Genomic DNA, 20,906 nt, shown 5'->3' with positions numbered 1-20,906 from the left:
CATGCTACGCCCCTGTAGGAGCTGCCGAAGGCTGCGATCTTTTAAGGGAGCACTCAATCAAGCAGCCGAAACCCGCCGCTTCTCCGCCACCCAACTACGCCCATACAACACCACAATCGCCAGAATCGCCAGCGCCTGCGCCGTCAACGAATACGCGTCGGCATGGATCCCCAGCCAATCGAATTCAAAGAACGCCACCGGCCGAGTGCCAAAGATCCCGGCTTCCTGCAACGCCTTCACGCCATGTCCGGCAAACACCACCGACAACGCGCATAACAGCGCCGCGTTGATGCTGAAGAACAGCGTCAGCGGCAGTTTCGCCGAACCGCGCAGGATCACCCACGCCAGACCCACCAACAGCACCAGTGCGGTCGCACCGCCGGCGAGCACCGCGTCATGCCCGGCCGGGCCGGCCTGCAACCACAGGGTTTCATAGAACAGGATCACTTCGAACAACTCGCGGTACACCGAGAAGAACGCCAGAATCGCGAAGCCGAAACGCCCGCCACCACCGACCAGGCTGCTCTTGATGTAATCCTGCCAGGCCGCTGCGTGGCGACGGTCATGCATCCACACGCCCAGCCACAAGACCATGACGCTGGCAAACAGCGCCGTCGCGCCTTCGAGCAGTTCACGCTGCGAGCCGCTGACGTCGATGACATACGCCGCCAGCGCCCAGGTGCCGAGACCGGCCAGCAGCGCCAGGCCCCAACCGACGTTGACACTGCGCACCGCTGACTGCTGGCCGGTGTTGCGCAGAAAGGCAAGAATCGCCGCCAGCACCAGAATCGCTTCCAGACCTTCACGCAACAGAATCAGCAGGCCGGAAATGTAGCTCAGCGACCAGCTCAAACCGTCACTGCCGAGCAACCCGGCAGATTCCTTCAACTTGGCCTTGGCCGCGTCCAGACGCTGCTCGGCCTGCTCGACCGGCAAGCCGTCCTGCAACGATTGCCGATAAGCCATCAGGGATTTTTCGGTGTCCTTGCGCACGTTGGCGTCGACGTTATCCAGCGAGCTTTCGACCAGTTCGAAGCCTTCCAGATACGCCGCGACCGACAGGTCGTAGGCCTGATCGTGTTCGCCGGCGCGATACGCGGCAAGGCTCTTGTCCAGCGTTGCGGCGGTGTAGTCGAGCAACTGCGCCGGGCCACGCTTGACCTGCGGCGGCTGCGCACGTTGTGCACGGAACGTCGCTGCGGCTTGCGGGCCATCGGCGGCCTGTACCTCAGCCGGGGTCTGGCGCGCCAGATCGGCGATGTTGTAAGTCTTCTCGGCTTTGGCCGCCGCCGGATTGGCGCTGAAGCCGGCGATGTAAGTCGCCAGATCCCAACGCTGGCGATCATCAAGCTGATCGGCAAACGCCGGCATGTCGGTGCCTTCGACGCCCTGGCCGAGGGTGTTGTAGATCGCGTACAAGCTCAGGTGATCCAACCGCGCCGCATCACGCAGATTGGCCGGTGCCGGGGTCATGCCGAGGCCCGCCGGGCCGTCACCGGCGCCGCTGTCGCCGTGGCACACCGAGCAATTCTGCGCATAGAGCGGCGCACCCCGAGAGGGATCGGGAGTAATGATCGGTGCCTGGCTGACCTCATACGCCACCGCCAGCTGCGCGCCCAGTTGCCGCGCCTGACGGGCCACTTCAGCGCCGTCCTGTTTCGTGGTGATCGCCGCGTACAGGGCGTCAACACCTTGCTCCAGCGCAGCCTTTTCAGGCTTGGCCGGCATGCTGGCGATCAAGCCTTGCAGCGCCTGCGTGAACTCCAGTTGCTCGCGGTATTCGGAATCATCGACAACCTTGCCCGCCGCTACCGTCGGCGGGTAGTCGGCGCTGATGTAATCGAGCAGGTGCAGCGCTTGCGGTGCGCTTTCCACGGTATCGGCCAGCAGATTGAAGCTGCTCAGGGCAAACAACGGGAACACCAGCCAGGCCAGAAATCGGGACGAGGCAATCATGAAGGAGTCTCAAGGGGAAATACGGAGTTACATATTGTTCACTCCGGCGGCCAATCCCTCAAGCTTTGTCGGCAATCAGCGCAAGGGTGTGTCGACACTTCGGTAGTGTTCAGCCATGAATTCAACAAAAACTTTGACCTTGAGCGCCACGTGCCGAGCGTGGGGATACAGCGCGTAATAGTGCCGCTGACCGAGGGTGCAATTGGGCAGCATCTGCACTAGCCGCCCACTCGACAAATCATCCTGCACCGTCGCACGAGTGAACGCGGCAATGCCCACGCCGGCTAATGCGGCGGCGTGCAGCGAGCTGATCGAATCGGCCTTGAAGCGCCCATTCGCACGGATCTGCGTGGCCACTCCGCGCGCATCGGTCAGCCTCCAGTCACTGGCACTGGCAAACGCCAGCAACGGATGCTCGGCCAGTTCCCGCACCTGCCGTACCAAGCCGTGACGTGCGATATAGGCGGGTGATGCGACCAGCAGCATCGGCGAAACCGTGAGCAAGCGCGCCACCAAAGACGAATCTTCAAGCGGCCCGCAGATGCGCAACGCGACGTCGAAGCCTTCGGCGATCAGATCGACAAAACGGTCATCACAGGACAGATCGACTTCAATTTCGGGATAACGCTGTTGAAACCTTGGCAGCCACTTCGCCAGTTCCAGCGTGCCGATGACCACGGGGGCACTGATGCGCAAGACACCACTGGGTTTCTCATGGGCCTGACCGACCGCCACAGCGGCCTGATCGAGACGATCAAGAATATCCACGCAGGCGACGTAATACTGCTGCCCCGCCGTGGTCAGGCTGAAACGCCGGGTGTTGCGATTGATCAGACGCGTGCCGAGTTCAGCCTCCAGTTGTTGCAGCTGCCGGGAGATGGTCGAGTGCGTGGTATCGAGCCGCTCGGCGGCAGAACTGAAGCCACGGCACTCGACGATGCAACGGAACGCACGCATGGCCAGCAGTTGATTCATTGAAGACTCGACGTACGATTGATCGGTAAGCGAGCAAGCCTAGCGCAATCCATGGTGCCCCGACATCTGCGAACCGCCCCTATAATGCGCCTCCTCCCAGCTCCTGCCGTTCAAGGAAGAATTCGCTCATGCGCCACTGCTTGCTGCCGTCCCTGCTGATCGCCGCTCTTGTGCAACTCAGCGGTTGTGCCGCGTATCGCGATTACGACCTGGAGCTGGAACAGACCACGCAACAGCTCAAGGTCGGCAATATCGGCGGTTCACTGGCCTTGATCGAGGCACACAACCCGGGCGAAGAAAAGGATTTGCTCTATTACTTCGAGAAGGGTGCGGTGCTGAGCGCTGGCGGCGAGTTCCCGCAGAGCCAGATTGCCTGGCGCAGCGCCGAGCAAATGGTCATACAGCGCCAGGACACCATTGAAACCACTGGCGACAAATTGCTCGCCGCCATGGGTAGTCAGTGGGGCAGCATCATCAATGACAAGCTGCGCCGCTACGATGGCTACGACTACGAAAAAGTCATGCTGACCACGCAAATGGCCCTCAACCAACTGGCTATGAATGACTTTGACGGTGCCCGCGCCGACATCAAGAAAACCCACGAGCGTGAAACACTGATCGCCCGGCAGCGGGAACTGGAATACGAGCGTGTCGAAGAAGCGGCCAAGGCCAACGGCGCCCGCGTCCATTACAAGGATCTGCAAGGCTACCCAGTGGTCATGCTGGAATCACCCGCCGTCATCGCCTTGAAGAACGGCTATCAGAGCGCGTTCAGTCACTATCTCGCCGGTTTTACCTACGAAGCGCTCGGCGAGAAAGATCTGGCAGCGCCCGGCTATCGTCAGGCGATCGAACTGCGCCCGGACATGGCGTTTTTCCAGCAGGCATTGCGCGACCTCGACAACCCTGGACTGAAGGCAGACGAAAGCGACGTGCTGATCATCGTGCAAAGCGGTCTGGCACCGGCCCGCAGTTCCGTGCGCGTGCCCTACCCGGTGAAGTTGGCAGACGGGCAAGTCATCGTCGCCAATGTGTCGTTTCCCGTTATGGTGCCGGACACCTCCACACCTTCGTTCAGTCAAGTTAGCATCGACGGCCGTCAAAAAAAGCTGATCGCGGTCAACAGCATCACCGACATGTCCTTGCGCACGCTGCGTGACGACATGCCGGGCATTATCCAGCGTACGACCTATCGGGCGTTTCTGGCAGCCGATGTTCAGGCCACAGACAATCGGCGCGATCCGAGCAAAGCGTCCTACGTCACCCATTGGGACGGTTTCGAGCAGGCCGACACACGCACCTGGCGCACCTTGCCCAACCTCACCCAAGTCGTGCGTCTGCGCCTGAAAAAAGGTGAACACCTGATCAGCCTGCCCAACGCTCCCGGCGCTGCGCCATTGAAAATCCGCATCGACCAAAACCGCCAGGTTATCGGCCTGCGCGCCTTGGGTAATCGGGTGTTTGCCAACGGCAGCGCATTCCAGTCCAGCGGAGCACCTGCAAGCAGCGTCGTATCGAACCTGAAATAAGTAATGGCACCTAACTAACCAGTGCAATTAAAAAGCTATTACATAGCCATCACCTCACGCTTATAATGCCGCGCCCTCGTTATTGCGATCGGGCATTAAAGCTCCTCTGGTTATGAGGAATTGGCAGGAGGCCAACGCCACTGTCGATGGGTCACACCAGCCCGACCAGCATTCGCGGCTGTATTTACTCCAGGGAAGAAGTACCCCCATGGCATTCCGCGCCCCCACTCTGATCGCGCTCAGCGCCGTCACTCTGCTGTCCGGCTGTTCGGCGTTTCGCAATTACGACTCCGAACTGGCCCAGACCAACCAGCAACTGGCCTCCGGCAACGTCGACGCCGCGCTGACCCTGCTGGAAAAGAACAACACCGGTCCAGACAAAGACTTGCTCTATTACTTCGAGAAGGGTGAATTGCTGCGCGCCAAGGGCGACCTCTCTGGCAGCCAGAATGCCTGGACCAGCGCCGATGTAGTAGTGGGTCAGTGGGAAGATTCGGTCAAGCTCGATACCGGTAAGTACCTGGCCCAGTTCGGCAGCTTCATCGTCAACGACAAGGTGCGTCGCTACGAAGGCTACGACTACGAAAAAGTCATGCTGACCACGCAGATGGCACTGAACCTGCTGGCGGTCAATGACTTTGACGGCGCACGTACCGCGATCAAGAAGACACACGAACGTGAAGCGGTGATCGCTGACCTGCGTGACAAGGAATACCTCAAGAGCGAGGAAGAAGCCGAGAAAGAAGGCATCAAGACTCAGTACAAGGATCTGCAAGGCTACCCGGTCGCCAGTCTCGACGCGCCGGAAGTGGTTGGCCTGAAAAACAGCTACCAGAGTGCGTTCAGCCATTACCTGTCCGGTTTCGTCTATGAAGCCCTGGGCGAGAAAGGCCTGGCTGCACCGGGCTACCGCAAGGCTGCTGAACTGCGCCCGAACACGCCGCTGCTGGAGCAGGCACTGGTCAACCTCGACAAGCCGGGCAAGTCCGACGACAGCGACATCCTGATCGTGGTGCAAAGCGGTCTGGCGCCGGCCCGCGATTCGATCCGCGTACCCTTGCCATTGCCGATCTCCAACAACGTAGTGATCACGCCGCTGTCGTTCCCGATCATCAAACCGGACACTTCCACTGCGCCGTTCGCACAGATCGGTGTCGATGGTCAGCAAGTCGATCTGACCGCGCTCAACAGCACCACCGCCATGTCCCGCCGCGCCCTGCGTGACGACATGCCGGGGATCATCCTGCGCACCACCGTGCGGGCGATCACCAAAGGCGTGGCCCAGAAGAAGATCAACGAAACCAACCCGCTGGCCGGTCTGGCCGTCGGTATCTCTTCAGCTGTGCTCGAAGGTGCCGATACCCGTACGTGGCGTACCCTGCCGGACAACACCCAAGTGGTGCGTCTGCGCCTGAAAAAGGGTGAGCATCAGGTTACCCTGCCGAGCGCTGTAGGCGGTTCGGTGGTCAAGGTGACTGTCGATCAGCGTTATCAAGTGATCACCCTGCGCGCCGTAGGCAACCAGGTGTTCGCCGGTGGCCTCGCCGCACACGTCATCCCGAGTGCCGCTGCGACCAACGTCGCCAGCCTCAAACAACCTTAAGAACGGAGTCTTTGCATGCGCTTCAAACTCATCGCCGTCGCCGCCCTCGCCCTGCTGGCGAGCGGCTGCGCCACCCCGCCACCGCCAGAGCCGGGCAGCGCCGCGAGCAAAGTCGTGGCCATGGGTCCGCAGAAACACATCGTCGTCGGCGCCATGCGCGTCGCCCGCGAAAACGGCTTCATGACGGTCAATGTGCAGTTGAGCAACACCCTCAACAGCAACAAGATTTTCTACTACCGCTTCGCCTGGCTCGGCGCGGAAGGTTTCCCGATCGCCGAAGAAGAAGTGTGGAAAAGCCAAATGATGTACGGCGCCCAGACCAGCTTCATTCAGGGGATTGCCCCGACCCCGAAAGCCGTGGACTTCCGTCTGGAAATCAAGACGCCGTAAGCCTGTCACCCTATTCCTGTTTTAGAGAGCATTCCCATGTTTGTACGCTTTTCCTGCATCGCCGTTATCGCCCTGCTGGCCTCCGGTTGCGCCAACACTTCGCCGACCTTGGGCAGCAAGAACATCAGCTACGGCGACACCAAAGCGGTTGAAACCGTAACCAACGAATTCGGTTCGACCGACCTGCAAATGATCGCCGAGTCGATGACCCGCTCGCTGGCCCAGTCCGGCATTCTGCAGGGCCGTCCGGTGGTTCAGGTCTACGACGTGAAGAACAAGACCAGCGAGTACATCGACACCCGCGAAATCACCACCAGCATCAAGACTCAGCTGATGAAGACTGGCGTAGCCCGCTTCGCCAGCGACAACAATGCGATGCAGAGCCAGGTTGACCAGCTCAAGCTGCAAAACCAGAGCGGCCTGTACAAGAAGAGCACCGTGGCCAAGACTGGCAACATGGTTGCCGCCAAGTACCGCATCGAAGGCTCGATCAGCTCGATCGTCAAGCGCAGCAGCGACTACAAGGACGTCTTCTACAAATTCAGCCTGCAACTGATCGACGTTGAAAGCGGTCTGGCCGAGTGGATGGACGAAAAAGAGATCCGCAAAACCACGGAGCGTTAATTGATGCGCGCATGGATTGGCATGATGGCCCTGGCTTGCGCGTTCAGCGCGCAAGCGGCCCCGAAAGTCGCGGTGACGGACCTGGCGTATCAGGAACGTGTGGAGCAATACATCCACATCGTTTCAGCCCAGAGCAATCATCGCGAGGGTTACTACAGCTCCAGTGGCTCTTCGAGCTACAACGAGATTGAAGCAACGACCAGCTACATCGAACAGACCGAGCTGCGTAAATTCACCGGCGACATCAAGGGTGAAATTCTGCGTACCGGCATGTTCCAGCTGGTGCAGGGCACGCCGTACACCGCGTCGTCCAAGGGTGACGTCTACGACGTGATCAAACGCATCAAGGCCGGCAACTTCAAGGGCGCCGACTACGTGCTGTTCGGCACCGTGTCGGACATCGATTTCACCCAGGACATCAACGAGCTGGCGAATACCGACAGCTATTCGGCGGTGCTGGGCCTGACATTGGTGGCGGACTTCAGCCTGATCAACACCAAGACCTTCGAGATCACCTCGGCCTTCACGGCGATGGGTGAAGCGCAAGACACCAAACTGGTGAACCATCGCGACATCAAGATCTCGCTGAACCGCCCACGGGTGGTGCGTGACGTATCGAAGGCCTTGGGTGAAGACGTAGCCGGGCAACTGAGCATGCAGCTCGGTGGTGGCGGTTATGAGCAGCCGCGGGAAGCACCGCAGCGCAACAATTTGCCGCGTGATACCGCACCGGTGATTTTGCGCTGATGACTGGCCCCTGATCGTTCCCATGCTCCGCGTGGGAATGCATCCCGGGACGCTCTGCGTCCCAGCGACAAAAAAAGGCGACCTGCAAAGGTCGCCTTTTTGATGCCCGCGAGGTTTATACCGCCGCTTTGCGCAACGTCGCCATAAACGCCGCCGCACCGATGAACAACCCGGCAAACGTGCGGTTCATGCGTTTCTGCTGCTGCGGTGTGCGCAACAGACGCAGCACCTTCGACGCCAGACCGGTGTAGCCCGCCATGACGATCAGGTCGACGCAAATCATCGTCACACCAATCACCACATACTGAATCAGCAGCGGCGCATGCGGGTTGATGAACTGCGGCAGCACCGCCAGCATGAACACCAGCGCCTTGGGATTGCTGATGTTCACCAGAAAGCCACGGAACACCAGCGCCAGCGGCTTGCCGATCGGCCGCACCGCCGCGTCATCGCTCATGTCCATGGGCAGCGCGCGCCATTGCTTGATGGCCAGATACACGAGGTAAGCCACACCAAACCATTTGATCGCGTGGAAGGCCGTGGCCGAAGCGGTCAGGATCGCGCCTACACCGGCGCCGACAATCGCGATCTGCACCGCCAGGCCAATCTGCAGGCCGAGGGCGTTCCAGTAACCGCGCCAGAACCCGTATTGCAGACCGCTGGACATCGACGCAATGGCGCCAGCACCCGGGGACAGACTGATCACCCAGCAGGCGGCAAAAAACGCCAGCCATGTTTGAAGCTCCATCGCACACCTCGCATCTGAATCGTGACAGACGCCCAAGCTAATGCGGATTGGGGCTAAAAGCAAAAGATCGCAGCTTCCGGCAGCTCCTACATGAGAATGCGATCCCTGTAGGAGCTGCCGAAGGCTGCGATCTTTTGATCTTGCTTTAAGACTTACTTCTCAAACCCGCTCGAAGGGAATACATCCGTCCCGCGCCAACGCCGCACCGAACGCTGGAAGAACAGACTGTTCGGCACTTGCACCATGGCGCTGCCAGTCCCCAACTCTTCCGCCTCGATCAACGTGGTGTAAAGCAAATTGATCGCCACCACTCGGCCCTTGACGCCGGGCTTGTCCGTGGTGTCGACCAACTCAACGATATCGCCCAGGCGAAACGGCCCGACCGTGAAGATCAGAATCGCGCAGAGCAGGTTCGACAGCACGCTCCACATCGCAAAGAACGCCACCGCCGCCACCGCGACGAACCCCGACAGCGCCGTCCACAAAACAGTGGCCGAAACGCCGAGTCGTTCCAACACGAAGATCAGCGCACTGCCCATGATCAGCCAGCGCAACACACCGCGCAGTGGCATCAGCAACTGCGGCGGGAACGGATAGCGCTCGCCCAGCCGGGTCAGGCCTTTGGCGACGAAGCGCTGGGTAAGGTAGCCGGCCAGCAGAATCAGCAGAATCTGCACCGTAAACCAGATCGGCTCGACCCACACCGCCGGCAGCGGCAGCTTGAACGCTTCCATCAGGACAGCGCCTCCAGCTCCGCCTGCATGCTTTCCAGCACCTCGAGGGCTTCCATCCACGCTTCTTCCAGCTCGCCTTCGCGAACCTTCAGTTTGGCCTGCTCGGCCAGCAGATCACGCAATTCGTTTTTGCGCGCCGGCTCGTAGATGTCGCTGTCGCCGAGGCTGGCATCGACCTTGGCCAGTTTCTCGTGGAGCTTGCCGAGTTCGGCTTCGAGCTTGTCGGCTTCACGCTTGTGCGGGGCCAGTTGCTGACGCAACGCAGCCGCCGCCTGACGCTGAGCCTTCTTGTCGGTCTTGTCCGGGTTCACCGGCGTATTACTGACCGGGGCATTGCGCTGGCGATATTCCACCAGCCAGCGTGCGTAGTCTTCGAGATCGCCATCGAACTCTTCGACCTTGCCGTCAGCGACCAGATAGAAGTTGTCGGTGGTGCTCTTGAGCAAATGCCGATCGTGAGACACCACCAGGACCGCACCGCTGAACTCCTGCAGCGCCATGGTCAGCGCCAGGCGCATTTCCAGGTCGAGGTGATTGGTCGGTTCGTCGAGCAGCAGCAGGTTCGGGCGTTCCCAGGCAATCAACGCCAGAGCCAGACGCGCTTTTTCGCCACCGGAGAAATTCAGCACTGGCTCGTCGATGCGCGCGCCACGGAAGTCGAAACCGCCGAGAAAATCGCGCAAGGTCTGCTCGCGTTCGGTCGGCGCCAGACGTTGCATGTGCAGCAACGGGCTAGCCTTGGAATCCAACGAGTCGAGTTGATGCTGAGCGAAATAGCCGACCACGGTATTCTCGCCACGGGTCAGGCGTCCGGCGATCGGTGATAGCTCGCCGGCAAGGTTCTTGATCAGCGTCGATTTACCTGCGCCGTTCGGCCCGAGCAGGCCGATCCGCGCCCCCGGGGTCAGTTGCAGCTTGACCTTCTCGAGGATGGTTTTGTCGCCATAACCCAGGCTCGCATCAGACAGATCGATCAGCGGGCTGGAGATCTTGCTCGACTCGCGGAAGACGAAGTCGAACGGCGAATCGACGTGGGCCGCCGACAGCTCTTCCATCCGCTCCAGGGCCTTGATCCGGCTCTGCGCCTGACGGGCCTTGGTCGCTTGCGCCTTGAAGCGGGCGATGTAACTTTCCATGTGCGCACGTTGCGCCTGCTGCTTCTCGTAGGCCTGTTGCTGCTGGGCCAGACGCTCGGCACGGGCGCGTTCGAACGCGGTATAGCCGCCGCGATACAGGGTGATTTTGCGCTGATCGACATGGGCCACGTGATCGACGACTTCATCGAGGAAATCGCGGTCGTGGGAAATCAGCAGCAAGGTGCCCGGGTAGCTTTTCAGCCACTCTTCGAGCCAGATGATCGCGTCGAGATCCAAGTGGTTGGTCGGTTCGTCAAGCAACAACAGGTCCGACGGGCACATCAATGCCTGCGCCAGATTCAGACGCATCCGCCAGCCACCGGAGAAATCACCGACCTGACGATCCATCTGCTCGTTAGTGAAGCCGAGACCGGCGAGCAACTTGCGCGCTCGCGCGTCGGCGGTGTAGCCGTCGGCGCTGTCGAGTTCCGAGTGCAGGCGGGCCTGAGCGGCACCGTCATGCGCCGCTTCGGCGGCGGCGAGGTCACGTTGCACCTCGCGTAGACGCAGGTCGCCATCAAGCACATAGTCGACGGCAAGGCGCTCAAGCGTCTCGATTTCCTGGCGCATGTGGGCGATGCGCCAGTCAGCCGGCAGGAAGCAATCACCCGAGTCCGGGTGCAGCTCACCCCGGATCAAGGCGAACAGGCTCGATTTGCCGGCGCCGTTGGCACCGATGAGGCCGGCTTTGTGGCCGGCGTGCAGGGTCAGCTCGGCGTCTTCTAGCAGACGTTGCGGGCCACGCTGTAAAGTCAGGTTCTGAAGTCGGATCATAATGGCGGCGGAGTCTACCAGCTTCGCTCACAACTGGCGCGAGTAGCACGATGTCCTCTGACCTGTGGAGCTTTTCCCTTGCCACCTACGCCCGACCGGGCGTGGAAGACGCCTGCCTGCAACTGCAAACGGCGGGCGCGAATGTGTGCCTGCTGTTGTGCGGTTTATGGCTGGAGCAACGCGGGGTGACGTGCAATGAACAACGCGTAAGCGAACTTCAGGCGCTGACCGAACCGTGGGATATCGAGGTGGTGCAACCGCTGCGAACACTGCGCATGTACTGGAAAGCGCGGGCGGTGGATGACCCTGTGTTGAAAGGCATGCGCGAGCAGATCAAATCACTCGAGCTTGAGGCTGAGCGTGCATTGCTGTCACGGCTTGAGGGTGTGGCGCAGGAATGGACGCGAAACAATGCAGGTTCAATAACCTGGCTTGAAGGTTTGGCCGGCACAGCGGCCAACCCGAACCGCGACGCGCTGCAAGTATTGCGCGTCGCGGCTACCGGCACTTAGGAAGCGCTGGTTGGGTTGTTGCTGACACTCGACACAGCGGCTGGCGATGGCGCCGTCGATGGAGTCGAGGTAGTAGCGGCAGGTGCCGGTGCAGCTGGCGCAGCCGAAGTTGCCGACGCGGCTGGTTTGGCAGCTGGAGCAGTAGCCGGTTTGGCGGCAGCTGGTTTGGCAGCGGCTGGCTTTTTAACGGCTGGTTTTGCCGCAGGCTTGGCGGCTGGTTTGGCAGCAGCAGGCTTGGCGGCAGCAGTCGCAGGTTTAGCAGCAGCGGCCGGTTTCGCGGCTGGCTTGGCTGCCGGTTTGGCGACGGCTTTCACGGCTGGTTTTGCAGCCGGCTTGGCAGCAGCTTTGGCTGGTGCTTTTGCCGCAGGTTTGGCTGCAACCGGTTTGGCGGCAGTCTTGGCAGCGGGTTTAGCAGCGGCAGTACGAGCAGCAGGTTTTGCCGCTGGTTTTGCGACAGCTTTTGCAGCAGGTTTAGCGGCCGGTTTGGCGGCTGCGGTTTTCGCCGGAGCAGCTTTGGCAGCAGCCGGTTTGGCAGCGGCGGCACGGCTAGCTGGTTTAGCAGCGGCAGTACGGGCAGCTGGTTTTGCCGCAGTGGTTTTAGCCGCTGGTTTTGCAGCGCTCGCTGCAGCCGGTTTTTTCACTGCAGGTTTTGCCGCAGCTTTGGCAGCTGGTTTTGCAGCTGGTTTTGCAGCGGCTTTCACCGGTGCTTTTGCAGCAGGCTTGGCGGTAGTTTTAGCAGCAGCTTTTACAGCAGGCTTGGCCGCCGCCGTTTTTGCTGGAGCCTTGACAGCAGCAGGTTTGGCCGCGGCTTTTTTCGCCGGTGCCGCTGCTGGTTTAGCCGAGCGAGTCGACAACACTTTGCCGACGGCTTCTTGAACACGACCCACGCCCTGGGCCAGTTTCAGGCTTTCCTGGGCATCGCGCTTGAGTTGCAGAATGTAGCTGCGGGTGTCGGACTGACGATCTTTCAAGGCATCGAGCAGGTCTTCCAGCTCTTTCACTGCGCCCTTGGCTTTGGTCTGTGCCTTGGCTTTGCCGGCGGCAGCTGCGTCCTGCAATTTGGTGCGGGATTTGTGCAGTTTTTCCTGCGCCTTGCCACGTTGCTTTTCCAGTTTGGCGAGCAGTTTTTCAGCATCAGCCAAAGCTTGGGAGCAAGCGTTTTCCAGATGCTCGAGCAGGCTGCCCGAGAGTTGTTGGAGTAAGTGCAACGGAGTGTTTACAGGCTTCTTGGTGGCCGACATGGTTTACCTCCTGGCTGACGTGAGTGCGGCTCATACTAGACCTCTGCAGTTACCGCCGCTAGGGCATCTTGACAGTATCGATTGCGTTGCGTTGCACCGAATCGAAAATGTTCTGCGCGAAGTCAAAAGCAGTTCACCGTTGCGGACGTTCGCGCTGGCATAATCCACCGCATCTCAGGACGGAGTGTGCCCATGTCGCGCTACTTTTTTTTATCCCTCTGCATGATTTTTACGGCCGCTCATGCGGACGAAAAAACCACCGCGAACGATGCTCACGATCTGGCCTACAGCCTCGGTGCCAGCCTCGGTGAACGGCTGCGTCAGGAAGTCCCACAGTTGCAGATTCAGGCGTTGGTCGACGGTTTGCAGCAGGCTTATCAAGGCAAGCCGCTGGCGCTGAGCGAAGCACGCATCGAGCAGATTCTGGCCGATCACGAATCGCAGAATGCCGAGCATTCGGCACAGCCTTCGAGCGACGCCGCGATGGAAAACGAACAGCGCTTTCTCACCGCAGAAAAAGCCAAACCCGGCGTTAAGGAATTGGCCGATGGCATCCTGCTGACCGAGCTGACGCCAGGCACCGGTGCCAAGGCCGGACCGGACGGAAAAGTGCAGGTGCTGTATGTCGGTCGACTGCCCGACGGCACCGTGTTCGATCAGAACACTCAACCGCAATGGTTCAACCTCGACAGCGTGATTGCCGGTTGGCGCACCGCGTTGCAGAACATGCCGGTGGGGGCGAAATGGCGACTGGTGATTCCATCCGATCAGGCCTATGGCGCCGACGGTGCCGGCGACTTGATCGCGCCGTTCACGCCGCTGGTGTTCGAAGTGGAACTGCGCGGCGCGACCAGTTGAGCAGGCAATAAAAAACGGTGCACTTTTGGGCGCACCGTTTTTTTTGATCAGGGTTCGGGATCAGGCCTGAACCGGATCTTCTTCCTTGTGCGCCGTATGCAGCACTTCGATCAGGCAGTCTTCGAGTTCGAAGCGCTCGTGCAGCAGACCGCCGAGTTCCTTGAATTTCTCGGCAACACATTTGCCTTCATCGCACAGGTCATTGAACGCGAGCAGCTTCTCGGTAATGACATCGATGCGCGGATAGATCGTTTCGGCGAGTTCGAGGCCGCGCTTGTCGTTGAACGCCTTGGCTTCGCCCGTCAGCTGTTCGTAGATCTCGAAGTGCCCGGCCGAGACGTAATCGACCAGTACACCGCAGAATTCCTGCAAGGGCTTGCGGCTCTCGGACAGCGACTCAGGCTGCGCACCGAGTTTGTCGTAGGCGCCGATCAGATCTTCACGCTCCTGCAACCAGCGGTCGATCAGCAGATGAACTCCACCCCAACGTTCCTGAGCATTCTGACAACTTTCGAGCATGGCGATCTCTCTTCCCTTGTGGGTCATGCTGCTCTACACCCGCGCCCCTCTTTTGATTTTGGCTTGGGGGCCGGCCGGGCAGAGCGTCATCGAGCAACATAAATCCAATGACACGTGCGGGCCAGATTATGCCCGCACGCCTATGGCTTCAAGGTACGCAGGAGATAAAGTTCATACAAGTGTTTAATCCCGCAGCAGCACCGAGTGCGACGCTTCGCCGCTGAGCGGGCGTTGCAGAGCACTCCAGACCAGCCGCAACAATTGATACACCGCCAGAATCGAGACCGCGACAAAGAACAGCAGGCTCCACTCCGGGATGCTCAGGTCAAACAGCGTCCAGGAAATTTCCGCACAATCGCTGCCGCCGCTAAACATTGTTTGCAAGGCGCAGATCCAGGGCAGGCCACTGAACAATGTATCGGGGGCTGGCGCGCAATTGAGCAGTTGCAGCATCGGATCGCTTTGTATCAATACCTGCCGCCAGGCCGCCGTGGTGCCTCCCAGGCTCGCGCCCAAGGTCAACAGCCAGTAAAGCCACAAACCAACACGCTTGGGGCCGTGCACCGCTGCCACACCACTGGACACGCACAGTAGCGTAAGGAACAGACGCTGCACCAGGCACAGGCTGCACGGCGTCAGACCGACAGCATATTCAAGATAATAGGAAGCTCCCAGAGCAAAGGCCCCCGCAGTGAAAGCCATGAAGAACAAGGAGCGTGAGCAGGCCAACGACATGGCTTTTCCGTAACAGTAGAGACAGACGGTTACGGTAGAGGAAAGCGTGTCAGCCTTTCAAGGCAAGGCCCTGCCGACAGTTCACCAGAGGTGTAGGGAAAACCCGACAGGTTCAATAGGAATCGGTGTAGCCCGCTGTAGGAATTCGCCTCGAGCGCTCACTGAAGTTGAAATTTCAGCCACAAAAGGTAAGCGAGGGAGCATCCCCCCTCACCACTTCAGACGTGAGCCAGAACCGGGAGCGGTGCAGCCAAAAGGCGTTCATCCAGCAAGCCAAGGCCTTCCTGAAACAACTGATTGCTGCGCTCGGTATCGCCCAACTGTGCGAGCAGACGCGCCAGTTCCGCACAGGCTTCCGGATTGCGCTGCACACGCAGACTGCTTTCCAGATAATCCCGCGCCTTGCCCCACAGACTTGTTTGCAGGCACAGTCGGCCGAGGGTCAACAGCAAGCTCGGATCGTTCGGATGATCCTTCAGCCAGCCTTCAGCGGTTTGTAACTGACGGGCCGGATCGCTGCCGCGAACCAGACCGTAGAGACGGGCCAGATGGCTGTCGTACTTGCGCTTGAGGGCGGTGCGCAGCACTTCTTCCGCTTCGACCTGAGCGCCCAACTGACGCAGCTGTTCGGCGTACGCCAGCACCAGCGGTGGCTCCTGACGTTGCGCCGAGGTGAGCTGCTCCCAGGCGCGCGTGAGCGACTGCAAACCAACGCTCCCATCCTCTTCACGCTGTGCGGCCAGCGACAGATTTTCACCCCAGGCGCGGCGCTCAAGTTCGGCCAGTTCAGCACGCGGCAGGACTTTGTCCTTGCGCAACTCCGGCAGCAAACGAATCACCGCCGACCATTCGCCGCGCTGCTGATACAAGCGCTGCAACTGGCGCAGTGTCTGCGCATTGTGGGGATGGCGATCATGCATCGCCTGCAGGGTCACCAAGGCACCGTCGGTATCGCCACGGTCGGTCTGCAGTTGCGCATGGCTCAGAGCGATAGCCAGTTCTGCTTGAGGCTGACGCTCCAGTGCGCGCTCCAGCAAACGATCGCACTCTTCGTAGTTGCCTTGTTCATTGGCCGCGCGGGCAGCGCCGAGGTAATACAGCAATGGCTGGCGCTCGGCTTCAGCCGCTCGATAAAGATGACGTTGAGCACTGGCCCAGCGACCTTCGGCCAGATCCAGTTGACCGTGCTCGATCGCAACCTGTACGCGCCGACTGCGGTTACGGCGCGACCAGGGATTGACCACGCCAGTGGAGGTCATGACCAGCTCGACCAACGCCTTGATGCCCCCGATCAGCAGCCACAGCACAGCAATCACTGCGAGTGTCGCCCACAGGCTCGACTCGTAGCGGAAGCTCTTGTAGGCCACCAGCACGTAACCGGAATGCTCGGCAATCGCCAGACCCAGTGCCGCCGTCGCCGCGATCACCAGAAACACAATCACATACAGGCGTTTCATGGCGTGGTCTCCTGCGCGGTGTTGGCGGCAGGTTTGGCGAAGGGTTTCACCGATTCTTCGGCATTGACGTTGCGCCGCTCAAGATAGGCCTGTACCGCACTCAGCGTGCCGGCCAGATCCGGCGTCGTGACCGTGACCGGTTCCTTGCTTAGCTCGGCAACCTGTTCGAGCATCACTTTGCTTTGCGGATTGTCCGGGTTGAAATTGCCCTTGAGCACATCACGCGCCTCAGCCAGCGCCTGGCTGTAGACCGGCGCCTGCCCGTTGAGCGCGGCCCACTGCGCCTGTTCAAGCGCCAGGCTCAGGGCCAGACGTACCTGGCTCAGGCTCTGCCCGGCCAGCAGCGGCCGCACATTCTTGTCGGCGTTGAAATCGATACGGATGTAACGCGAAACCTGATCCCACCACTGTGCCCAGCGACTGGCGCCGTCACCGTCGGCAGTCAGGCCCAGCAGCGATTCGCCGCGATCCTTGTACTCCGGCGCCAGCTCGGTGAGGTCGATGACCTGATCACGCAACGCGCCGAGACGCAGGAACAGACCGGTACGATCCGGTTGCGCCGTGCTGCGCAGCGCCACCAGGGTTTTCGCCACTTGCTCGCGAGCGGTGAAGGAACCGGGATCGTTTTGCTCACGGAGGATTTCGTCAGCGCCCTGCACCAGCGCCTGAGCGCTGCTGATGTCCTGCAACGCCGAAAGACGCAGGCTGGCCAGACGCAGCAAATGCTCGGCCTCCGCCAGGCGCCAGTCCTTGCGACTGGCACCCAACACCGTTTCCAGACGCTGATTGAGGCGTTGTTGATCGCCCTGAAGCTGCGTCACCAGACGCTGGCGCTCGGCGAGTTCGTCGGCACCCGGCAACTGCGCGAGACGCTCGGTCAGCCGCTGTTCATTGAGCTTCAGACTTTGTGCCTGATCGTTCAATGCCTGCACTTCACCGGATTGCTGCTGAGTATTGGTCTGCAGGTGACGGACCTGCCAGACACCCCAGCCACCGATCGCGACGCCGGCAGCGCCGAGCAACAAGGCGACGATGGCCAGTCCATTGCCTCGGCGCGGCTCTGTGGCCGGCGGTGGAGTTTCAACCTGGGTTTCAATCACAGGCTGGACGTCATCTTTAGGCAAGGCTGTTTCGCTCACGTATCCATCCTTTGCATTAGAAAACGGGTACGGGATGCTCCCGTAACGCCGTCAGCAAAGCCGCGGCACTCGCGCCGCGGCAATCCACAACTGTTTGAGCCCCGGCGGCACGTGCCAGATCGGCGACTCTTGGGCTCGGAACAAACAACGGCAACGGCGCGATTGTTGACCAGGCATCGCCGGCCATTTGGCGCAGGTGCTCGAAACCCTGTCCACTGCTGACCACCAGCCCGTTCAAGCGTTCCGCTTCGATCCGCCGTGTCAGTTCCTTCGGGGCGTAGGCTGGCAAGTCGCGTCGATACAATTCCAGATACTCGACACTAGCACCTCGCTCACGCAAGCGCTCGGCGAGCAGCTCACGCCCACCCTCCCCACGCAGGATCAATACCTGCGCCCCGGGCTGGCCGACCGCGGCTCGCAGACGCGGCAATTGCAGCAAGGCTTCGCTGTCATCGCCGTCAGCCGGGAAGCTGACGTCGAGGCCGTGATCGCGAAGAATCTGCGCGGTTGCCGCACCGACGCTGAACCACGGCATCGTCAGTGCAGGTGAGCCGCCGAGCAAATCCAATGCAATGCGTGCCGCCGGTTTGCTGACCACGATCACCGCGCTGCAACTCGGCAACTGCGCAATCGCCTGACGAATCTTGTCAGAGACCGGCAGCGCGACAATGTCCAGGAGCGGCAGACAACTACCGAAAACACCCTGCCCGGCCAATGTCTGCGCCAGCGCCGCACAGTCTTCTGCAGGGCGCGTCAGCAGCAGGCGCCAACCGGTCACTCGTGACCTGCCTCGCCATAGACTGCTTTGAGAATCTCGGCGGCGCCCTGGCTCAGCAAGTCTTCAGCCACCTGAACACCCAACGCTTCGGCATTGGCGCGCGGTGCGCGGGCTTCGGCGCTAAGCAGCAAGCCTCCGCTCGGCTCGCCGACCAGACCGCGCAACCACAACTGCTCGCCTTCAAGCACGGCGTAGCAGGCGATCGGCACCTGGCAGCCGCCATTCAAATGTTTGTTGAGGGCACGTTCGGCGGTCACACGCGATGAGGTATCGGCGTGATGCAACGGTGCGAGCAAGGCGTGGATTTCGCTGTCGGCGCTGCGGCATTCGATGCCGACCGCACCTTGACCACCGGCAGGCAGGCTGTCATCGACGCTGATTGCCGAAGTGATGCGCTCTTCAAAACCGAGACGGATCAGACCGGCCGCGGCGAGGATGATCGCGTCGTACTCGCCGGCATCGAGCTTGGCCAGACGGGTATTGACATTGCCACGCAGGAAACGGATTTCCAGGTCCGGCCGACGGGTCAGCAACTGCGCCTGACGACGCAGACTCGAAGTGCCAACAATGCTGCCGGCAGGCAACGCCTCAAGGCTGGCATAGGTGTTGGAAACGAAAGCATCGCGCGGGTCTTCGCGCTCGCAGATGCAAAACAGGCCAAGGCCTTCCGGGAAGTCCATCGGCACGTCTTTCATCGAGTGCACGGCGATGTCGGCTTGATTTTCCAGCAGCGCGGTTTCCAGTTCCTTGACGAACAGGCCCTTGCCGCCGATTTTCGACAGCGGCGAATCGAGCAGCTTGTCGCCGCGACTGACCATGGGCACCAGCGTCACCAGCAAGCCCGGATGGGCCGCTTCCAGACGGGCTTTGACGTATTCGGCCTGCCAGAGGGCCAGCGCACTTTTACGGGTGGCGATGCGGATTTCGCGAGAGGACATGGATCAATCCGTACTGAATAGATACGGCGGATAATAACAGCTCAGCCAAATCCACTTTGACTTGAATCAGAAACGGCGTGGCCTCCCTGGCCGGCAATGCCTGGTAAAGGAACAAGGAGCCGCCCGGAATGACCGGATTACAGCCCCTGCATCATCTTGCGCACACCGGCCACATGCCGACGGCTGACGATCAGCGCATCACCATTAAGACCTTTGAGAAACAGCTGGAAATGCCCCAGCGGCGTGCGTTGCAGTCGTTCGATACGGTCGCGGGCGACCAGCGCATTGCGGTGGATACGCACGAAGCGCTCGCCGAATTCGTCTTCCAGCGCCTTGAGCGGCTCGTCCAGCAGCACTTCGCCGGCCTCATGGCGCAAGGTCACGTATTTATGGTCAGCAATGAAATAGACCACCTGATCCAGCGGGATCAGTTCGATGCCTTTGCGGGTGCGGGCACTGATGTGGCTGCGCGGGCCGGTTCCGCTTTCGGCAGCGGGACGGGTCAGGGCCGAGAGTTGCGCCCGGTTGGGACGTTCCGCCCGTTTCAGGGCGTCATGCAGATGTTCGGTTCGCACGGGTTTCACCACATAGCCCACGGCGCTGGCCTGCAGGGCTTCCACGGCAAATTCATCGGGGCTGGTGCAAAACACCACGGCGGGCGGCGTTTCTCGTTCGCACAGACGGGCAGCGACTTGCAGGCCATCGAGGCCCGGCATGCGGATATCGAGCAGCACGATATCCGGTTTGTGGCTGTCGATCAGTGCCAACGCCTCCTCGCCATTCGTGGCGCTGGGCTCCAGAACTGTATAACCCTCGAGCTCGCTCACCATTCGGCTGAGGCGCTCGCGAGCCAGTGGTTCGTCATCAACGATCAGGACATTCATATTGCGCTGGATTCCTGCGTGAGTCTCGCACAAGGATAGCGTAGACAGGTGAAGTGACGTCCGTCACCGCGATCCACGCTAAGACTAGCCCGAGCGCCAAAAAGTGCCGTACGTCGGCCAGCAATATTTGCCAGTGTCCGGGTCGTACTGCTCAAAGCCCGCTGTTTCCTGCGTTTCTCACGGGGATTGCCGAAGGACAATTACACCCACCCCCCCTCTTCTTATAGTCGGCGGCCAGACCTTTGCGCGATCTGCAGTCGCGCCAACCCTTATGTCCTACTGTAGACGCTCGTCGGGCCGATATTGCTCAATCGAAAAATATCCTTGCGCAAATCCTCCGGGTTCAGCGTCGACTATGGCGCACACAATGAGAAAAAAACGTATCGACCGGTGTCAGCGACAGTCTGGGCAACCCTGTTATTATCCGCGCCAGCGTTTCACGCCTTTTTTCTTCAAGCCGATACGAGCGAATTCATGAGCACTGACAAGACCAATCAGTCCTGGGGCGGCCGCTTCAGTGAACCCGTCGACGCCTTCGTCGCCCGCTTCACCGCCTGCGTCTCTTTCGACCTGCGCGGGTTTCGGCACGTCCTCATGGGCTCGATCGCCCACGCCCCCATGCTGGCCAA

At 60.5% G+C, this 20,906-nt stretch carries 20 protein-coding genes and 2 pseudogenes; 8 read left to right on the top strand and 14 right to left on the bottom strand.

The features are described 5' to 3' along the window. Window positions 1-57 precede the first annotated feature (57 nt). Both ACIF4X_RS26645 and ACIF4X_RS26640 read right to left on the bottom strand, forming a co-directional pair. Window positions 58-1,956, bottom strand: a complete 1,899-nt coding sequence (locus ACIF4X_RS26645; RefSeq protein WP_397484361.1) for an FTR1 family protein — start codon at window positions 1,954-1,956, stop codon at window positions 58-60. 75 nt (window positions 1,957-2,031) lie between these two features. Next, window positions 2,032-2,931: a LysR substrate-binding domain-containing protein gene (locus ACIF4X_RS26640; protein ID WP_397484360.1), complete on the bottom strand. Its 900-nt coding sequence runs from the start codon at window positions 2,929-2,931 to the stop codon at window positions 2,032-2,034. A 128-nt stretch (window positions 2,932-3,059) separates the two neighbouring features. On the opposite strand from ACIF4X_RS26640, the gene ACIF4X_RS26635 reads away from it, so the two are divergent. From ACIF4X_RS26635 to ACIF4X_RS26615, 5 genes are all read left to right on the top strand, one after another. Continuing rightward, on the top strand, window positions 3,060-4,460 hold the full coding sequence (locus tag ACIF4X_RS26635; protein WP_397484359.1) for a COG3014 family protein: 1,401 nt from the start codon (window positions 3,060-3,062) through the stop codon (window positions 4,458-4,460). 208 nt (window positions 4,461-4,668) lie between these two features. After that, window positions 4,669-6,063: a COG3014 family protein gene (locus tag ACIF4X_RS26630; protein ID WP_397484358.1), complete on the top strand. Its 1,395-nt coding sequence runs from the start codon at window positions 4,669-4,671 to the stop codon at window positions 6,061-6,063. Between the two features lie 15 nt (window positions 6,064-6,078). Further along, entirely contained in the window at window positions 6,079-6,453 is a 375-nt protein-coding gene (locus tag ACIF4X_RS26625; protein ID WP_007911131.1) for a YcfL family protein, read from the top strand. A gap of 36 nt (window positions 6,454-6,489) precedes the next feature. Next, on the top strand, window positions 6,490-7,077 hold the full coding sequence (gene lpoB, locus ACIF4X_RS26620) for a penicillin-binding protein activator LpoB (protein WP_007911129.1): 588 nt from the start codon (window positions 6,490-6,492) through the stop codon (window positions 7,075-7,077). A gap of 3 nt (window positions 7,078-7,080) precedes the next feature. Beyond that, complete coding sequence (locus ACIF4X_RS26615) at window positions 7,081-7,824, top strand: penicillin-binding protein activator LpoB (protein ID WP_186613386.1); 744 nt, start codon at window positions 7,081-7,083, stop codon at window positions 7,822-7,824. A gap of 115 nt (window positions 7,825-7,939) precedes the next feature. On the opposite strand, the gene rhtB is transcribed toward ACIF4X_RS26615, so the two are convergent. The 3 genes from rhtB to ACIF4X_RS26600 all read right to left on the bottom strand — a co-directional run bounded on the left by rhtB (window position 7,940) and on the right by ACIF4X_RS26600 (window position 11,216). After that, a complete protein-coding gene (gene rhtB / locus ACIF4X_RS26610) occupies window positions 7,940-8,572 on the bottom strand; it encodes a homoserine/homoserine lactone efflux protein (protein WP_194936443.1) in 633 nt (210 codons plus the stop codon). 152 nt (window positions 8,573-8,724) lie between these two features. Next, window positions 8,725-9,306: a mechanosensitive ion channel family protein gene (locus tag ACIF4X_RS26605; RefSeq protein ID WP_016985893.1), complete on the bottom strand. Its 582-nt coding sequence runs from the start codon at window positions 9,304-9,306 to the stop codon at window positions 8,725-8,727. Beyond that, window positions 9,306-11,216 carry an ATP-binding cassette domain-containing protein gene (locus tag ACIF4X_RS26600; RefSeq protein ID WP_150706302.1) on the bottom strand — a complete coding sequence of 637 codons (1,911 nt, stop codon included), beginning with the start codon at window positions 11,214-11,216 and terminating at the stop codon, window positions 9,306-9,308. Before ACIF4X_RS26600 ends, ACIF4X_RS26605 begins: the two co-directional genes overlap by 1 nt. Before the next feature lie 50 nt (window positions 11,217-11,266). Here ACIF4X_RS26600 and ACIF4X_RS26595 point away from each other — a divergent pair, with 50 nt between their 5' ends. Next, window positions 11,267-11,728 carry a TIGR02444 family protein gene (locus tag ACIF4X_RS26595; RefSeq protein WP_397484357.1) on the top strand — a complete coding sequence of 154 codons (462 nt, stop codon included), beginning with the start codon at window positions 11,267-11,269 and terminating at the stop codon, window positions 11,726-11,728. Here the strand turns inward: ACIF4X_RS26595 and ACIF4X_RS26590 are convergent. Next, a complete protein-coding gene (locus tag ACIF4X_RS26590; protein WP_397484355.1) occupies window positions 11,725-12,969 on the bottom strand; it encodes an AlgP family protein in 1,245 nt (414 codons plus the stop codon). The two genes, ACIF4X_RS26595 and ACIF4X_RS26590, sit on opposite strands and share 4 nt — an antisense overlap. A gap of 192 nt (window positions 12,970-13,161) precedes the next feature. Here ACIF4X_RS26590 and ACIF4X_RS26585 point away from each other — a divergent pair, with 192 nt between their 5' ends. Beyond that, the gene (locus tag ACIF4X_RS26585; RefSeq protein ID WP_397484354.1) at window positions 13,162-13,827 is read left to right on the top strand and encodes an FKBP-type peptidyl-prolyl cis-trans isomerase; all 666 of its coding nucleotides are present in this window, start codon (window positions 13,162-13,164) and stop codon (window positions 13,825-13,827) included. A 60-nt stretch (window positions 13,828-13,887) separates the two neighbouring features. Here the strand turns inward: ACIF4X_RS26585 and ACIF4X_RS26580 are convergent, their stop codons facing one another. From ACIF4X_RS26580 to ACIF4X_RS26545, 8 genes and pseudogenes are all read right to left on the bottom strand, one after another. Further along, window positions 13,888-14,346, bottom strand: coding sequence for an Rsd/AlgQ family anti-sigma factor (locus ACIF4X_RS26580; RefSeq protein WP_064116385.1), 459 nt, complete (start codon window positions 14,344-14,346; stop codon window positions 13,888-13,890). A 183-nt stretch (window positions 14,347-14,529) separates the two neighbouring features. Next, window positions 14,530-15,081 (bottom strand): disulfide bond formation protein B, encoded by a 552-nt coding sequence (locus tag ACIF4X_RS26575; protein WP_397484353.1) that lies wholly within the window; start codon window positions 15,079-15,081, stop codon window positions 14,530-14,532. A 218-nt stretch (window positions 15,082-15,299) separates the two neighbouring features. Continuing rightward, the gene (locus ACIF4X_RS26570; RefSeq protein WP_397484352.1) at window positions 15,300-16,538 is read right to left on the bottom strand and encodes a heme biosynthesis protein HemY; all 1,239 of its coding nucleotides are present in this window, start codon (window positions 16,536-16,538) and stop codon (window positions 15,300-15,302) included. Continuing rightward, window positions 16,535-17,677, bottom strand: coding sequence for a uroporphyrinogen-III C-methyltransferase (locus ACIF4X_RS26565; RefSeq protein WP_397484351.1), 1,143 nt, complete (start codon window positions 17,675-17,677; stop codon window positions 16,535-16,537). Before ACIF4X_RS26565 ends, ACIF4X_RS26570 begins: the two co-directional genes overlap by 4 nt. A 16-nt stretch (window positions 17,678-17,693) precedes the next feature. Next, window positions 17,694-18,455: a uroporphyrinogen-III synthase gene (locus tag ACIF4X_RS26560; RefSeq protein WP_397484350.1), complete on the bottom strand. Its 762-nt coding sequence runs from the start codon at window positions 18,453-18,455 to the stop codon at window positions 17,694-17,696. Beyond that, window positions 18,452-19,393: a hydroxymethylbilane synthase gene (hemC, locus tag ACIF4X_RS26555; RefSeq protein WP_397484349.1), complete on the bottom strand. Its 942-nt coding sequence runs from the start codon at window positions 19,391-19,393 to the stop codon at window positions 18,452-18,454. The genes ACIF4X_RS26560 and hemC overlap by 4 nt, the downstream gene beginning before the upstream one ends. A 137-nt stretch (window positions 19,394-19,530) precedes the next feature. Next, the gene (locus tag ACIF4X_RS26550; protein ID WP_007911111.1) at window positions 19,531-20,277 is read right to left on the bottom strand and encodes a LytTR family DNA-binding domain-containing protein; all 747 of its coding nucleotides are present in this window, start codon (window positions 20,275-20,277) and stop codon (window positions 19,531-19,533) included. Continuing rightward, window positions 20,274-20,414 (bottom strand): annotated as a pseudogene (locus tag ACIF4X_RS26545) (sensor histidine kinase); the annotation flags it as partial. The pseudogene ACIF4X_RS26545 and the gene ACIF4X_RS26550, both read right to left, overlap by 4 nt. 337 nt (window positions 20,415-20,751) lie before the next feature. On the opposite strand from ACIF4X_RS26545, the pseudogene ACIF4X_RS26540 reads away from it, so the two are divergent. Further along, window positions 20,752-20,906: pseudogene (locus ACIF4X_RS26540) on the top strand (argininosuccinate lyase); the annotation flags it as partial.

Origin of the sequence: Pseudomonas sp. NPDC085632 (assembly GCF_044541255.1) — a bacterium.
Classification (GTDB): domain Bacteria; phylum Pseudomonadota; class Gammaproteobacteria; order Pseudomonadales; family Pseudomonadaceae; genus Aquipseudomonas.
The sequence above is the reverse complement of the archived record's forward strand: the minus strand, read 5'-3'. Positions and strand labels throughout refer to the sequence as shown.

Bases quoted from the DNA above. Each gene is read 5' to 3' on its own strand.
- ACIF4X_RS26580 (WP_064116385.1), bottom strand. From the start codon at position 14,346: ATGCTCGAAAGTTGTCAGAATGCTCAGGAACGTTGGGGTGGAGTTCAT.
- rhtB (WP_194936443.1), bottom strand. From the start codon at position 8,572: ATGGAGCTTCAAACATGGCTGGCGTTTTTTGCCGCCTGCTGGGTGATC.
- ACIF4X_RS26550 (WP_007911111.1), bottom strand. From the start codon at position 20,277: ATGAATGTCCTGATCGTTGATGACGAACCACTGGCTCGCGAGCGCCTC.
- ACIF4X_RS26575 (WP_397484353.1), bottom strand. From the start codon at position 15,081: ATGTCGTTGGCCTGCTCACGCTCCTTGTTCTTCATGGCTTTCACTGCG.
- ACIF4X_RS26590 (WP_397484355.1), bottom strand. From the start codon at position 12,969: ATGTCGGCCACCAAGAAGCCTGTAAACACTCCGTTGCACTTACTCCAA.
- hemC (WP_397484349.1), bottom strand. From the start codon at position 19,393: ATGTCCTCTCGCGAAATCCGCATCGCCACCCGTAAAAGTGCGCTGGCC.
- ACIF4X_RS26600 (WP_150706302.1), bottom strand. From the start codon at position 11,216: ATGATCCGACTTCAGAACCTGACTTTACAGCGTGGCCCGCAACGTCTG.
- ACIF4X_RS26645 (WP_397484361.1), bottom strand. From the start codon at position 1,956: ATGATTGCCTCGTCCCGATTTCTGGCCTGGCTGGTGTTCCCGTTGTTT.
- ACIF4X_RS26630 (WP_397484358.1), top strand. From the start codon at position 4,669: ATGGCATTCCGCGCCCCCACTCTGATCGCGCTCAGCGCCGTCACTCTG.
- ACIF4X_RS26585 (WP_397484354.1), top strand. From the start codon at position 13,162: ATGTCGCGCTACTTTTTTTTATCCCTCTGCATGATTTTTACGGCCGCT.
- ACIF4X_RS26635 (WP_397484359.1), top strand. From the start codon at position 3,060: ATGCGCCACTGCTTGCTGCCGTCCCTGCTGATCGCCGCTCTTGTGCAA.
- lpoB (WP_007911129.1), top strand. From the start codon at position 6,490: ATGTTTGTACGCTTTTCCTGCATCGCCGTTATCGCCCTGCTGGCCTCC.
- ACIF4X_RS26570 (WP_397484352.1), bottom strand. From the start codon at position 16,538: ATGAAACGCCTGTATGTGATTGTGTTTCTGGTGATCGCGGCGACGGCG.
- ACIF4X_RS26625 (WP_007911131.1), top strand. From the start codon at position 6,079: ATGCGCTTCAAACTCATCGCCGTCGCCGCCCTCGCCCTGCTGGCGAGC.
- ACIF4X_RS26615 (WP_186613386.1), top strand. From the start codon at position 7,081: ATGCGCGCATGGATTGGCATGATGGCCCTGGCTTGCGCGTTCAGCGCG.
- ACIF4X_RS26595 (WP_397484357.1), top strand. From the start codon at position 11,267: ATGTCCTCTGACCTGTGGAGCTTTTCCCTTGCCACCTACGCCCGACCG.
- ACIF4X_RS26605 (WP_016985893.1), bottom strand. From the start codon at position 9,306: ATGGAAGCGTTCAAGCTGCCGCTGCCGGCGGTGTGGGTCGAGCCGATC.
- ACIF4X_RS26640 (WP_397484360.1), bottom strand. From the start codon at position 2,931: ATGAATCAACTGCTGGCCATGCGTGCGTTCCGTTGCATCGTCGAGTGC.